The organism is Arenibacter arenosicollis (assembly GCF_014397245.1).
GTDB classification, from domain to species: Bacteria; Bacteroidota; Bacteroidia; order Flavobacteriales; family Flavobacteriaceae; genus Arenibacter; species Arenibacter arenosicollis.
Genome location: NZ_JACLHY010000001.1, coordinates 735,523 through 748,806 on the forward strand (window position 1 = coordinate 735,523; position 13,284 = coordinate 748,806).

Consider the following 13,284-nt stretch of genomic DNA (forward strand, 5'->3'; position numbering starts at 1 on the left):
CCTTTTACCATGACCAACTTAATGACATATCCCACTGAATTACTTTTACTTCTTTTTGTAATCATAACTTTTCTACAGAGTGCCCTCGATAAAATCATGGATTGGAAGGGCAATTTAGCTTGGTTAAAAGAGCATTTTTCCAAAACGCCTTTTAAGAATATGGTGCCCATGTTATTGGGGACTGTGCTGGTGACAGAAATTGTCGCAGGTCTACTTTGTTCTATAGGATTCTATCAGCTTCTCGCAGCTGGGGAGGGTTCCATAGCCTTTGTGGGAGCCATTTTGGCTTGCCTTGCTTTATTAATGTTGCTGCTAGGCCAGCGAATAGCCAAGGATTATGATGGTGCTCGAACCATTGCTATTTATTTTGTACCGGCCATTTTTCTAGTTTTTTTGTTGCAATCTTAAAATCGATTTTCGAAGGAAGGTTTTATAGGTATTTCTTTTGTGGCGAATGAAGATCCATTGGATAATTTCATTCCAAAACCACACCCTATTTATGTCATTTGGGCCTGGGAAACTACTTGTATCCAAATTAGGAGAATATTCATGGCAATAAGGCCAAACATACGGCCTAGTCGGTTTTATGGCTATTATCCATAGGGTAAGGGTGGTAGAAATCGGGTATATGGGATTATGGATTCGATGAAATGCGATAAAAGGGACAATTCAACTAGATAGGATGGGGATTACGGACCAGGCAGTTTGTAAAATAAGGTTTAATTAAGATTAATTTTTTTAAAATCGAAGGGTTATGGGTAATTTTGAACTTATTACTTAACGGTTGTTTGTATGTTATTATACACTTCTGATAAACTACGACATTAATGAATTTATCGGAACTTGAATCAAAATCGGTTGGACTGGTATTGTCCGGAGGCGGTGTAAAAGGCATGGCGCATATAGGTATGATTCAAGCGCTGAATGAATTTGGAATTAGTTCCCATGCGGTTTCTGGCACCAGTGTAGGGGCCTTGATCGGAGCCCTGTATGCCAATGGCAACTCGGTTACGGAAATGCTACAATTTTTTAAGGAAACACCTCTCTTCCGTTATCATTTTATGACGATTTTAAAGCCGGGTCTATTGGACACGGAAAGGTATTTTGACCTATTGGCTAGATATTTACCTGAAGGTACTTTTGAGTCGTTGCAACGCAAGCTCTATGTCGTGGCCACGGATTTACAAAAAGGTGATGAAAAAATATTTTCCCAAGGGGAATTAATTAAACCGCTATTGGCCTCTGCCGCCCTACCTCCCGTTTTTAGTCCTGTAGAAATTAAAGGACGCTTATATGCAGATGGAGGTATTATGAACAATTTCCCCTATGATGAAGTGGCTACTACTTCAGATTTTATAATAGGCAGTAATGTCTCTGGAATAAAGGAAATCCCTAGGGAAGGAATAAAATCATCCTTACAATTGGCCAATAGAACTACTTCCTTAATGATCTATGCTATTAATAGGAACAAAGTGAACAAATGCGATTTAATATTTGAACCCCGGGCCTTGGAACTTATTGGTATATTGGACAAAAAGGGAATTGAAAAAGCATATAATATAGGCTATGAGCATGCGGTGAGAGTAATCCGGCAAACTTTTAGTGTATCTTAAATTTGTTTGCCATGGGATTATTTTCTGCTGGAGGTATTTCAGGAAGGTGAATGTTCAGGGTAGGTTAAGGTAAAAAAGGCTTTTAATCGGATATCCCTAGAAACTTTTCTTATTTCTTAAGTTGAGATAGTAGAATTTTCAATTTTGCCTACTGCCTACTGCCTACTGCCTACTGCCTACTGCGATATTCTCAGTTCTGATCTGATGACAATTTTTAAAGTGCTCTATTTACACATCATCATAATCCACCGTAAGGGTAGGCGTTGTCGGGTGCGCCTGACAAGTTAAGATCAAGCCTTCGGCTATTTCGCCATCCGTCAGTATTTGGTTTTTTACCATATCTGCTTTTCCTTCCTTAATGCGTGCAATACAACTACTGCAAACTCCACCTTGACAGGAATATGGAGCATCTATATTCTCTTTTAAAACGGCATCAAGTACCAAGGTGCCTTTGTCCATAGATATAGAGAATTCCTCATCATCTACAATAACCTTGAGTTGGGTTTTCCCTTCCAGCTTTTCTGGTAGTTCATCTTTGATCTCCGTTGAGGTGAATAATTCAAAATGGATTTTATCTTCGGAAATGCCTTTCTCCTTTAAATTTTCGGTTACCAACTGAATCATTGATTCGGGACCACACAAATAGTAATCGTTAAAATCAAGATTTTTATGTTTGTTTTTAAGCACGTAATTTATAGTGGAGGCCTCTATACGCCCAAAAATAGATTCATCCTCCTGCGTCTGACTCAAAATAAAATAGATGTGAAATCTATTGGTGTATTCCAATTGTAGCTTAACCAAATCGGTATAGAACATGGTTTCTTTATAGGATTTATTCCCATAAACCAGTACAAAGTTGTTCTTGGAATTGGATTCCAATACGGTTCTGGCAATACTCATAATGGGGGTAATACCACTACCAGCGGCAAATGCCACGATGTTTTTAGGATTCGTAGAGGGTTTAAAAACAAATCGGCCTTCCGGCGGCATTACTTCCAATACATCCCCGACCTTAAGTTTGTTGTGGGCAAAATCTGAAAATCCTCCCTTGTCTACTTTTTTAACACCAATCGTGATGCCATCATATTTGGGAGAAGAACTAATGGAATAGGCCCTGCGCAATTCCTTGCCCTTTATTTCCTTTTTAATGGTAATGTATTGACCAGCGGTAAACGCAAAGGTCTGTATCAATTCTTTGGGAATGGCAAAAGTAATTGCAACTGAGTTTGGTGTAAGCGGTTTAATTTTTTGAACCGTAAGCGAATGAAAGTGGGCCATATTAAATCTTTGGTGCAAAATTAAACAAAGCAAGCAGGATTTAAAACGGGATTTCAAAAAAATGCAGGTTGTTTGTAACAAATACCCTAATTTGTATCCATTAGATATAACTATCTGTATAATATGTTAAAGCACTTTCTTACGCTTGAATGGAAATCTTTTTTTAGATCCGCCTCTTTTAAAGCCAATCTTGCCATAAAGATTTTCATGATTTTTGGGGCACTCTATTTTATGGTCGTGTTCCTTGGCCTAGGAATAGGGGCATTTTATATCATTGAAAAGCAAGGTTGGGGGGATCCACTATTGATTGTCAACCAGTTCATGATCTATTATTTGGTAATAGATCTATACATAAGGTACATGTTGCAGAAAATGCCAATTACCAATATTAAACCCTTGCTTTATCTGCCAGTAAAAAAGAGTCAGGTGGTTGCTTATTCATTGGGGAAAACGGTAGTTTCATTTTTTAATTGGTCGCATGCTTTTTTCTTTGTGCCCTTTTCCATAGTGCTTTTGATAGAGGGTTACTCGCCCATAGGAGTCATTGGTTGGCATTTGGGAATTATGGCACTGTTTTATTGCAATAATTTCATAAATGTATTGGTCAACAATATGGACAATGTTTTTTATACCCTTCTTGGAGTAGTTCTAGTACTGGGTGCATGTCAGTATTATGAACTGTTCAATATCACCGTGTATACATCCCCATTTTTTAAGGCACTTTACGAGATGCCTTGGATGGCGTTTTTGACATGGGGATTACTGATATCACTTGCTTCATCGGCCTATATTTATTTTAAAGGACATGTGTATCTGGATGCCGGACTGGCCGGAAAGAAATCTTTAGCAAAAACAGAGGACTATGCCTGGCTGAATCGTTTTGGGAATTTGGGTACGTTTTTAAAGAACGATATAAAATTGATAAGAAGGAACAAGCGGTCCAAAACCTCCGTAATTATGAGTTTTTTCTTCATTTTCTATGGATTACTCTTCTTTACGGGGGGTATAGAAGCCTATGACGGACCGGTATGGAAGATATTTGCCGGGATTTTTATTTCAGGGGGGTTCTTGTTTAGTTTCGGTCAGTTTGTTCCCAGTTGGGACAGCGCTTATTATCCCCTAATGATGAGCCAGAATATAAGGTATAGGGAATATTTAAGTTCAAAATGGTATTTAATAATTATTGCCACTATCCTAAGTACCATTTTGGCTTCCTTTTATATTTATTTTGGATGGGACGCCTATTTGGCGGTCATTGTAGGGGCCATTTATAATATTGGGGTTAATTCCTATTTGGTTTTGTGGGGCGGGGCCTATATTAAAACACCCATCGATTTAACATCCAATAAAAAGGCATTTGGGGATAAGCAGGCTTTTAATTCAAAAACCTTATTGTTGACCTTGCCCAAGTTAATTTTGCCCTTGGGGGTATATGCCCTTGGACATTATTTAATTAGTCCAACCGCAGGCTATATTTTTGTGGCAATGGCAGGCATAATAGGATTCGGATTTAGAAACAAGGTGTTTGCCATGATAGAGTCCATCTATAAGAAGGAAAAATATAAGACCCTTGCGGCCTACAAACAAAAATCATAAAAAGAAAGATATCTATGATTACAGTCCAAAACTTAACAAAAAAGTACGGGGAATCCATTGTACTGAATATAGAGAACTTGGAAATTCCAAAAGGACAGAGCTTTGGTTTAGTAGGAAATAATGGGGCTGGAAAGACGACTTTTTTTAGTCTAATGCTCGATTTAATTCAGCCGACTACGGGGCACATCAGTAATAACGGTGTTCAGGTAGATGCGAGCGAGGCATGGAAACCCTTTACTTCGGCCTTTATTGATGAGACATTTTTGATTGGGTATTTAACACCAGAGGAATATTTTTATTTCATCGGGGAACTACGAGGTCAGAACAAGGCGGATGTGGACAATCTGTTGTCCGGATTTGAAGATTTTTTTCATGGGGAAATCTTGGGGCAGAAAAAATACCTTAGGGACCTGTCCAAAGGAAATCAAAAAAAGGCCGGTATTGTAGCTTCTTTCATAGGTAATCCTGAAGTAATTATTTTGGATGAACCTTTCGCCAATCTGGACCCTACTACCCAAATAAGGCTAAAAGGGATTATAAGGGAATTGGCCGCCAGTAAAGAAGTGACCGTTTTGGTGTCCAGTCACGACCTAATACATGTTACCGAGGTTTGTGAACGAATTGTGGTGCTCAGTAAAGGGGAGCAGGTAAAGGATATCCAGACCTCCAAGGAAACCCTAAAAGAGTTGGAAGTTTTTTTTGGGGGATAAATTATCATGGGGCTCTAATGGCCTTATCAATCACAGCTCTTCACGCCATCCGGCCTTAATACGATTTAGAGCCCGTTTCTAGTTTGGCAACGGGAAGTTGTCTTTATTGCAAAGTATTTTGCCCCCTGGTCATTTCTTTGGGCTGGTCCGGAATACTCCTTCAACTAAAAATAATCTGGTTATTATCGACCAACTGCATAATAATCTGGTCGTTTTTAAGTTAAGGATACGTACGAATACATAGAATTTTGAAGCTTCGCAATAGACTTATATTTTCAGTTGTTTTTGGAGGATTGGTTTTTAATGCCTGTTCCACCAAGAAAGACGCCTTATTAAATCGTAATTGGCACGCCCTTAATACCAAGTATAATACCCTGTATAACGGTAATATTGCTTTTGAGGAAGGACGCGAGGAACTCAATGCCATTTATCAGGACAACTACTGGGAGATATTGCCCGTAGAGCGGCTGGAGGTCACCGAGGATATAAAATTGGATTCCGAAGACAATAACCCTAATTTTCTTATAGCCGAGGAAAAGGCAACCAAAGCCATACAGAAGCACAGTATGGATATTAAGGATGAGGAGCGTAACCCTCAGACCGATGAAGCCTTTTTACTGTTGGGGAAGGCCAGGTACTTTGACCAGCGTTATATGCCCGCCTTGGAATCCTTCAATTATATCCTAAATAAATATACGCAGAGCGATAAGCTGAACGAAGCAACTATTTGGAGGGAGAAGGTAAATATTCGTTTGGAAAATGAGGAACTTGCACTTAGAAATTTAAAGCGATTAATAAAACAGGAGCGTTTAAGCGATCAGGAATATGCTGATGCCCGTGCCATGATGGGTCAGGCTTACATCAACCTTAAGATACAGGATACGGCCATTCAGCAATTGAAGATTGCTTCGGTCTACACCAAAAAGAATCCGGAAAAAGGCCGTTATTTATATATCATTGGTCAACTGTTCAATCAATTGGGACATAAGGACAGTGCCAATTATGCCTTTGACAAGGTAATTGCCCTGAATAGGAAATCGCCTAGGGTCTATATGATCAATGCCCATCTTCAAAAGATTCAGAACACAGACCTTACCGATGAAAATAGGGAGGAAATGTATGAGTATCTTACGGAATTGGAGGAAAATAGGGAGAATAGACCTTTCTTGAATAAAATATACCGTCAGGTGGCAGAGTTTCATTTGGCCACTAAATCCGATAGTCTGGCTTTGGTCTATTATAACAAATCCATACGTGCCACTCAGAATATGCCGCAATTGAACGCTTTGAACTACGAAAATCTGGCAATCTATAATTTTGACCAGAATGGTTATAAAGCTTCCGGAGCATATTATGATAGTGTGTTGCAGAATTTAAATGAGAATACCAAAAAGTTTAGGGAGGTTAAAAAAAAGCTGGACAATTTGGAAGATGTAATAAAGTATGAAGAGGTGGCTCAGTATACGGATAGCGTAATTACTCTTTATGAGTCTTCCATTGAGGATAGGGTAACCTATTTTGAGGATCATATTGCCAAATTAAAGGAGGTGGCCGAGAAAGATAAAAAGAAGGAAGAAAGTATGGCCAATGCAGGTTTTGCAGCCTTTAGTAAAAGCAAGGGAGGCAAGGAGAACAAGGGCAAGTTTTATTTTTATAATATAACCGCATTGGGATATGGAAAGAACGATTTTAAAACTAGATGGGGGAAGCGAAATTTAGAGGATGATTGGCGATGGTCCAATAAGGTTAAATCGCAGAATCTTGAAGTTAGTGAAGGTAATTTGGCCAATTCAGGGGTGAAAAATGTAGCTGCCGTGGGTGAGGATCAAAAATACAGTGTTGAATTCTATTTAGGTCAAATACCTACAGACCCCAAGGTGATAGACAGTTTAAAAACCGAACGTAATTTTGCCAATTATCAATTGGGCTTGATCTATAAGGAAAAATTTAAAGAGAATCTTCTGGCAGCCGGCAAATTGGAAAGCGTATTAGCATCCAATCCTGAAGAAAGGTTGGTAATTCCATCCAAATACAACCTTTACAAGATATACGAGCAATCTGGCAGTTCTTTGGCAACTGATATGAAGTACGATATTATTAAGAACCATCCTGAATCCAGATATGCGGAAATCCTCCTAAACCCTCAGGCCGTTTTAACAGGTAGCGCGGATAGTCCGGATGCCAAGTACCAGAGATTGTACAAACTATTCCAAGATCAGGAGTTTTTACAAGTAATTACCGGGGCCGAAGAAAATATAAGTACCTATACCGGTGATCCCATTGTTCCTAAATTTGAAATGCTGAAGGCAAATGCCATTGGTAGGCTACAGGGGTTCGATGATTTTAAGGAAGCATTAAATTATGTAGCCCTTAACTATCCCAATAATCCGGAGGGGAAAAAGGCACAGACTATGGTGGCTGAACAATTGCCAAAGTTGGAGCCCAAGGTGTTTTCTGTTGAAACCGGATCTACAGGTTCGGGAAATTGGAAAGTAGTCTTTCCACTTAAAATTAGGGACGATAAAAAGGCACTTAGACTAAAGGAACTTTTGGAAAAATCTATAAGTGACCTCAAATATAAGAACAAGGTTTCAAAAGATATATACAACCTTGAAGATCAGTTTGTAGTGGTTCATGGTTTTAAATCCAAGGACTTTGCCTTAGGTTACGCCGAATTGATAAAAAACAACAAGGATTACCGAATCGGTGATGAGAATTTCGTAATTTTATCTAACAACTATAAAATAATACAAGTACATAAGAATATAGCAGATTATAAAGCGCAACAGTAAACCCCAAAACCTTAACAAAATGTTTTCAGATAACAAAAAACCTCGTGTTATGACAGAATTAGGCGGACAACCCAACAGAATTGAAAAAAATACTAGAATCAAAGGAGATATAGTCTCTGAAGCGGATTTTAGGATCGATGGAAAATTGGACGGCAATGTAAAAACTTCAGGAAAAGTAGTCATCGGTATCGATGGTTATATTCATGGCAAAGTGGAGTGCGTCAATGCCGATATTGAGGGTAATTTTAATGGAGAATTGATCGTCTCCGATCTTTTGTCCCTAAAGTCTTCTGCTGTTATCGAGGGTACTGTAACGGTATCCAAATTAGCTGTGGAACCTGGTGCCACCTTTAACGCTGCCTGTACAATGAAGGGTAAAGAGGGTAAGAGCTCTATAAATACACCAACAAAACATTCAGTAACTTCCAATGAGCCAGCAAAAGCCTCCTAAAAATAACAACGGTTTAAAAAATGCCGCCTTGCTTTCTGGCATTGCCTTGGAAATGGGCGGAATTATTTTTTTATCGGCCAAGGGAGGAAAATGGTTGGACGACTATTTTGAAATGGAGTCCAAGACCTTTCTTATTGTACTTACTTTATTGGGGGTCGCCATTGCAATTTATTTGGTTTTACAGCAGTTGAAACGCATAAAGTATTAATGTCCAAGCATAAATTTCTTTTTACTTTTTACCTTTCCTTGGTGCTTTTGAGCTTCTTGGTGTTTTGCCTTCACATCCTGGTACTTTATTTATTTGGTTTTCCCTTGTTCGACCATATGATTGTTTTGGCTTATTTGCTAAATATGGTACTGGCCTTGATCATATTTTCTGCACTTTATTGGTTTCGGGTTAAATACAGAGATCAAATTGGTTTTCTTTTTCTCGGAGGAAGTATGCTCAAGTTTTTGTTTTTCTTCATCGCTTTTTATCCGTTCTATAATGCGGATGGAAAGATGGAATCCTTGGAGTTTACATCTTTTTTTGTTCCCTATTTCGTATGCCTACTTTTGGAAACATTGTTTACTGCCAGAATGTTAAATAGTTAGCTTCAATTTTGTTTTCTGAACAGCTTTTAAATTATGGTCTAAAATAAACCGATTAATGCTTTTTTCTTTTTGAGATAAAAGCGTACATTTGCACGGATTTTTTGAGACCGATATTTTAAGCGATATGCAAAAACCATTTTACGTTAAAGTTCTTTTAGTTGTTACACTTCTTCTGGGTATCAATGCTTTCGCACAGGAAAAGGACCATTCATCCAGCGAAGAAAAAGGAAGTCTAAAATCCGAAATCAAGGAATTTATTGGACATCACTTGTTGGATTCCCACGATTTTACCCTTTTTACCATAGATGAAGAAAATAATGAGCACGTTGGTTTTCCGTTGCCTGTAATTTTATGGGACAACGGCCTAAAAGTGTTTTCTTCCTCAAAATTTCACCATGGGGAATCCGTGGCAGAAGTGGACGGAAATTATTACGCCCTTTACCATGGTAAAATTGTAAAGACCGATGCCGAAGGGACCATCAATTACGATGATGAACACCATGCAACCAATGTAAAACCATTGGATTTTTCCATTACAAAAAACGTAGTCTTTATATTTTTAGTGGCTGCATTAATGTTGTTCTTGTTCGCAAGAATGGCCAAGTCTTATAAGTCCAGTGCTATGCCAAAGGGTGTAGGGCGTTTGTTAGAGCCTATTATACTTTATATACGTGATGATATTGCTATTCCAAATATTGGGAAAAAGCATTATAAGAAATACATGAGCTATTTGTTAACTGTGTTTTTCTTTATTTGGATCATTAACCTTTTGGGGCTTACTCCTCTAGGGGTAAACGTTACCAACAATATAGCGGTAACTTTTGCTTTGGCAATCCTTACCTATTTGATTACTACGTTTACCGCAAACAAGAATTACTGGAAACATATTTTTTGGATGCCGGATGTTCCTGTCTTTATGAAGATTGTCTTGGCTCCGATTGAACTTTTGGGAACTTTTATTAAGCCATTCTCCTTAATGATTCGTTTGTATGCGAACATCACGGCAGGTCACGTGGTCTTAATGAGTATTTTGGGAATGATGTTTATCTTCAAAAACTGGATCGGAAGTCCATTGTCATTTGGTTTGGCATTTGCACTTTCTTTGTTGGAGTTGTTGGTAGCGGCTTTACAGGCCTATATTTTTACGATGTTATCCGCGCTATATTTTGGATCGGCCGTTGAGGAACATCATGATCACTAATAAGTAGAATGTTTAATAATTAATTATATATATTATGGAAATCCCAACTATTGTAGGAGCTGGTTTGATTGTTATCGGTGCTGGTTTAGGTATTGGTAAAATTGGTGGTTCTGCTATGGACGCCATCGCTCGTCAACCAGAAGCTTCAGGTAAGATTCAAACAGCAATGTTGATTGCTGCTGCACTTATCGAAGGTATTGGTTTCGCTGCGCTTTTCGCATCTTAATCAAACAAAATAAAGAACAGCTATAACGGTTGGTTATAGCTGTTCTTTTACAATTAAAAATTAAACGTTTACATTTCATATATTAGGACATGGAAAAATTAATAGAGCAGTTTTCATTTGGGTTGTTTTTTTGGCAATTGTTATTATTTATAGCAGTGCTTCTTTTGTTGCGTAAATTTGCGTGGAAACCTATTCTAGATGCCGTGGAGGATCGCGAATCGGGAATTAAGGACGCTTTGGCCGCAGCGGAAAATGCTAAAAAGGAAATGCAAAATGTTACTGCCGATAGCGAGCGTCTTTTGCAAGAGGCACGTGGAGAGCGTGAGGCCATGATCAAAGAGGCCCGCGAAATGAAAGAGAAGATGGTCTCCGATGCCAAAGATTTGGCCCAGGCTGAGGCTGACAAAATGATCAAGCAAGCTCAACTTGCCATTGAAAGTGAAAAGAAAGCTGCCGTAGCCGATATAAAGAATGAAGTGGCTACCCTATCCTTGGAAATTGCGGAAAAGGTAATTAAAGGTCAGTTTTCCGACAAGGCCAAGCAGTTAAAGTTGGTCGAAGAAATGATCGGGGAGATCAAGCTAAATTAGGGATTGGAATATGAACGAATCTAGAGCAGCCGTACGTTACGCAAAGGCAGTATTGGACTTGGCGGTAGAGAATAAGGCTACCGAACAGGTGGAAAAGGATTTTCGGAGTATATTATCTACTATAACTGGTAGTACTGAACTTCAGGAAATGTTGGGAAGCCCTGTTTTAAAAGGCGAACTTAAAAAGAAGGCCTTATCCGAAATCTTTAAGGGCAGCGATTCAGTTACAGAAGGACTTATTTCCACATTAGTGGATAATAAGAGAATTTCAATTCTGAACGATGTAGCCGAAAAGTTCATTATTTTAAATGAAGCAAGAAAGGGTCAGGGTGTGGCGATGGTTACTACCGCGGTTCCCCTAAGCGGTGAACTTGAGAAAAAAATATTGAGCAAAGTAGTTCAACTTACCGGTAATGAATCTACCATAGAGAACAAAGTGGATGAGAGTATTATTGGAGGTTTTATTTTGCGGGTTGGGGATTTGCAATATGATGCAAGTATAGCCAACAAATTAAGTAATTTGAAAAGAGAGTTTACAAATAGTCTATAAATAATTTTTTTGGACGATGTTGGGTTTCAATGTGGTCCTAATCTTATATCTATAACAAATGGCAGGAGTAAAAGCCGCTGAAGTATCAGCAATATTAAAGAAGCAGTTATCGGGGTTTGAAGCATCAGCTTCATTAAACGAGGTAGGTACCGTTCTACAAGTAGGTGATGGTATCGCTAGGGTTTATGGATTATCTAATGTCCAATACGGAGAATTGGTAGAATTTGAAGGTGGACTTCAGGGGATCGTTCTTAACTTGGAAGAGGATAATGTTGGTGTGGTATTGTTGAGCCCATCCAGAAATATAAAGGAAGGATCGGTTGTAAAACGTACCCAGACTATTGCCTCCATTAAAGTTGGTGAAGGTATTGTAGGTCGTGTTGTAGATACATTGGGAGCTCCTATAGATGGTAAAGGACCAATAACTGGTGAATTATATGAATTGCCATTGGAGCGTAAGGCACCTGGGGTTATTTTCCGTCAGCCTGTGACAGAGCCATTGCAAACCGGAATAAAAGCCATCGATGCCATGATTCCTGTAGGTAGGGGTCAGCGTGAGTTGGTTATTGGTGACCGTCAGACGGGTAAGACTACCGTTTGTGTGGATACCATTTTGAATCAAAAAGAATTTTACGATGCAGGGGAACCTGTATATTGTATATATGTTGCCATAGGTCAAAAGGCCTCTACGGTAGCAAACATTGCAAAAACATTGGAAGATGCAGGTGCTTTGGCATATACTACCATTGTTGCCGCAAATGCTTCCGATCCTGCTTCCATGCAGGTATACGCACCATTTGCAGGAGCTGCGATCGGTGAATATTTCAGGGATACTGGTAGACCAGCTTTGATTATCTATGATGATTTATCAAAACAAGCAGTTGCCTATCGTGAGATATCTTTATTGTTAAGACGCCCACCGGGACGTGAGGCTTATCCTGGGGATGTATTTTACCTTCACTCCAGATTATTGGAGCGTGCTGCAAAAGTAATTGCAGATGATACTATTGCCAAGAATATGAACGATTTGCCAGAGGTATTGAAGCCATTGGTAAAAGGTGGTGGATCTTTAACGGCTTTGCCGATTATTGAAACTCAAGCTGGTGACGTTTCCGCTTATATTCCTACTAACGTAATTTCTATTACGGATGGACAGATTTTCTTGACGCAAGATCTTTTCAACCAAGGTGTTCGTCCAGCGATCAACGTAGGTATTTCCGTATCGCGTGTTGGAGGTAATGCCCAGATAAAATCAATGAAAAAGGTAGCTGGTACATTAAAATTGGATCAGGCACAATTCCGTGAATTGGAAGCTTTTGCCAAGTTCGGTTCAGATTTGGATGCCGCTACATTGAATGTTATTGAAAAGGGTCGTAGAAATGTTGAAATTCTAAAGCAGGCGCAGAACGATCCATTTACGGTTGAAGATCAGGTAGCTATTATTTACGCTGGTTCCAAAAACCTATTGAACAAGGTTCCTGTTGAGAAAATTAAGGAATTTGAAAGGGATTATATCGAGTTCTTGAACGCTAAGCACAGGGACGTGTTGGATCAACTTAAAGCCGGTAAGTTAACGGATGAAGTAATAGATGTTTTGTCCTCTGTGGCCAAAGATTTATCCGCAAAATATTAATAAAGTAATCTTTTCAGTTTTCCAGATATGGAAAACTGAAAAGAATTGAA

The 13,284-nt window shown here is 38.9% G+C and carries 14 protein-coding genes; 13 read left to right on the top strand and 1 reads right to left on the bottom strand.

From position 1 onward, the window contains the following. Positions 1–9: 9 nt before the first annotated feature. Both H4O18_RS02960 and H4O18_RS02965 read left to right on the top strand, forming a co-directional pair. Positions 10–408 (top strand): DoxX family protein, encoded by a 399-nt coding sequence (locus H4O18_RS02960; RefSeq protein WP_187581598.1) that lies wholly within the window; start codon positions 10–12, stop codon positions 406–408. A gap of 419 nt (positions 409–827) precedes the next feature. Beyond that, positions 828–1,613, top strand: coding sequence for a patatin-like phospholipase family protein (locus H4O18_RS02965; RefSeq protein WP_187581599.1), 786 nt, complete (start codon positions 828–830; stop codon positions 1,611–1,613). A gap of 228 nt (positions 1,614–1,841) precedes the next feature. Here the strand turns inward: H4O18_RS02965 and H4O18_RS02970 are convergent, their stop codons facing one another. Continuing rightward, positions 1,842–2,891, bottom strand: coding sequence for a ferredoxin--NADP reductase (locus H4O18_RS02970; RefSeq protein ID WP_187581600.1), 1,050 nt, complete (start codon positions 2,889–2,891; stop codon positions 1,842–1,844). A gap of 123 nt (positions 2,892–3,014) precedes the next feature. Here H4O18_RS02970 and H4O18_RS02975 point away from each other — a divergent pair, with 123 nt between their 5' ends. The 11 genes from H4O18_RS02975 to atpA all read left to right on the top strand — a co-directional run bounded on the left by H4O18_RS02975 (position 3,015) and on the right by atpA (position 13,234). Then, positions 3,015–4,487 carry a DUF5687 family protein gene (locus H4O18_RS02975; protein ID WP_187581601.1) on the top strand — a complete coding sequence of 491 codons (1,473 nt, stop codon included), beginning with the start codon at positions 3,015–3,017 and terminating at the stop codon, positions 4,485–4,487. 14 nt (positions 4,488–4,501) lie between these two features. Continuing rightward, positions 4,502–5,197 carry an ABC transporter ATP-binding protein gene (locus H4O18_RS02980; RefSeq protein ID WP_187581602.1) on the top strand — a complete coding sequence of 232 codons (696 nt, stop codon included), beginning with the start codon at positions 4,502–4,504 and terminating at the stop codon, positions 5,195–5,197. Between the two features lie 248 nt (positions 5,198–5,445). Further along, complete coding sequence (porW, locus tag H4O18_RS02985) at positions 5,446–7,989, top strand: type IX secretion system periplasmic lipoprotein PorW/SprE (protein ID WP_187581603.1); 2,544 nt, start codon at positions 5,446–5,448, stop codon at positions 7,987–7,989. Between the two features lie 19 nt (positions 7,990–8,008). Beyond that, complete coding sequence (locus tag H4O18_RS02990; protein ID WP_187581604.1) at positions 8,009–8,440, top strand: bactofilin family protein; 432 nt, start codon at positions 8,009–8,011, stop codon at positions 8,438–8,440. Continuing rightward, entirely contained in the window at positions 8,418–8,648 is a 231-nt protein-coding gene (locus tag H4O18_RS02995; protein ID WP_187581605.1) for an AtpZ/AtpI family protein, read from the top strand. The genes H4O18_RS02990 and H4O18_RS02995 overlap by 23 nt, the downstream gene beginning before the upstream one ends. Further along, positions 8,648–9,034: a hypothetical protein gene (locus tag H4O18_RS03000; RefSeq protein WP_187581606.1), complete on the top strand. Its 387-nt coding sequence runs from the start codon at positions 8,648–8,650 to the stop codon at positions 9,032–9,034. Before H4O18_RS02995 ends, H4O18_RS03000 begins: the two co-directional genes overlap by 1 nt. A gap of 124 nt (positions 9,035–9,158) precedes the next feature. After that, positions 9,159–10,235, top strand: a complete 1,077-nt coding sequence (gene atpB / locus H4O18_RS03005) for a F0F1 ATP synthase subunit A (protein ID WP_187581664.1) — start codon at positions 9,159–9,161, stop codon at positions 10,233–10,235. A gap of 34 nt (positions 10,236–10,269) precedes the next feature. Further along, entirely contained in the window at positions 10,270–10,461 is a 192-nt protein-coding gene (gene atpE, locus H4O18_RS03010; RefSeq protein WP_031446173.1) for an ATP synthase F0 subunit C, read from the top strand. An 89-nt stretch (positions 10,462–10,550) separates the two neighbouring features. Next, positions 10,551–11,051, top strand: coding sequence for a F0F1 ATP synthase subunit B (locus H4O18_RS03015; RefSeq protein WP_187581607.1), 501 nt, complete (start codon positions 10,551–10,553; stop codon positions 11,049–11,051). Positions 11,052–11,061: 10 nt separating this feature from the next. Further along, positions 11,062–11,601: an ATP synthase F1 subunit delta gene (gene atpH, locus H4O18_RS03020; protein WP_187581608.1), complete on the top strand. Its 540-nt coding sequence runs from the start codon at positions 11,062–11,064 to the stop codon at positions 11,599–11,601. A 58-nt stretch (positions 11,602–11,659) separates the two neighbouring features. Further along, positions 11,660–13,234, top strand: a complete 1,575-nt coding sequence (atpA, locus tag H4O18_RS03025; RefSeq protein WP_187581609.1) for a F0F1 ATP synthase subunit alpha — start codon at positions 11,660–11,662, stop codon at positions 13,232–13,234. The last annotated feature ends 50 nt before the right edge of the window (positions 13,235–13,284 follow it).

Bases quoted from the DNA above. Each gene is read 5' to 3' on its own strand.
- H4O18_RS02960 (WP_187581598.1), top strand. From the start codon at position 10: ATGACCAACTTAATGACATATCCCACTGAATTACTTTTACTTCTTTTT.
- H4O18_RS02965 (WP_187581599.1), top strand. From the start codon at position 828: ATGAATTTATCGGAACTTGAATCAAAATCGGTTGGACTGGTATTGTCC.
- H4O18_RS02970 (WP_187581600.1), bottom strand. From the start codon at position 2,891: ATGGCCCACTTTCATTCGCTTACGGTTCAAAAAATTAAACCGCTTACA.
- H4O18_RS02975 (WP_187581601.1), top strand. From the start codon at position 3,015: ATGTTAAAGCACTTTCTTACGCTTGAATGGAAATCTTTTTTTAGATCC.
- H4O18_RS02980 (WP_187581602.1), top strand. From the start codon at position 4,502: ATGATTACAGTCCAAAACTTAACAAAAAAGTACGGGGAATCCATTGTA.
- H4O18_RS02990 (WP_187581604.1), top strand. From the start codon at position 8,009: ATGTTTTCAGATAACAAAAAACCTCGTGTTATGACAGAATTAGGCGGA.
- H4O18_RS02995 (WP_187581605.1), top strand. From the start codon at position 8,418: ATGAGCCAGCAAAAGCCTCCTAAAAATAACAACGGTTTAAAAAATGCC.
- H4O18_RS03000 (WP_187581606.1), top strand. From the start codon at position 8,648: ATGTCCAAGCATAAATTTCTTTTTACTTTTTACCTTTCCTTGGTGCTT.
- atpB (WP_187581664.1), top strand. From the start codon at position 9,159: ATGCAAAAACCATTTTACGTTAAAGTTCTTTTAGTTGTTACACTTCTT.
- atpE (WP_031446173.1), top strand. From the start codon at position 10,270: ATGGAAATCCCAACTATTGTAGGAGCTGGTTTGATTGTTATCGGTGCT.
- H4O18_RS03015 (WP_187581607.1), top strand. From the start codon at position 10,551: ATGGAAAAATTAATAGAGCAGTTTTCATTTGGGTTGTTTTTTTGGCAA.
- atpH (WP_187581608.1), top strand. From the start codon at position 11,062: ATGAACGAATCTAGAGCAGCCGTACGTTACGCAAAGGCAGTATTGGAC.
- atpA (WP_187581609.1), top strand. From the start codon at position 11,660: ATGGCAGGAGTAAAAGCCGCTGAAGTATCAGCAATATTAAAGAAGCAG.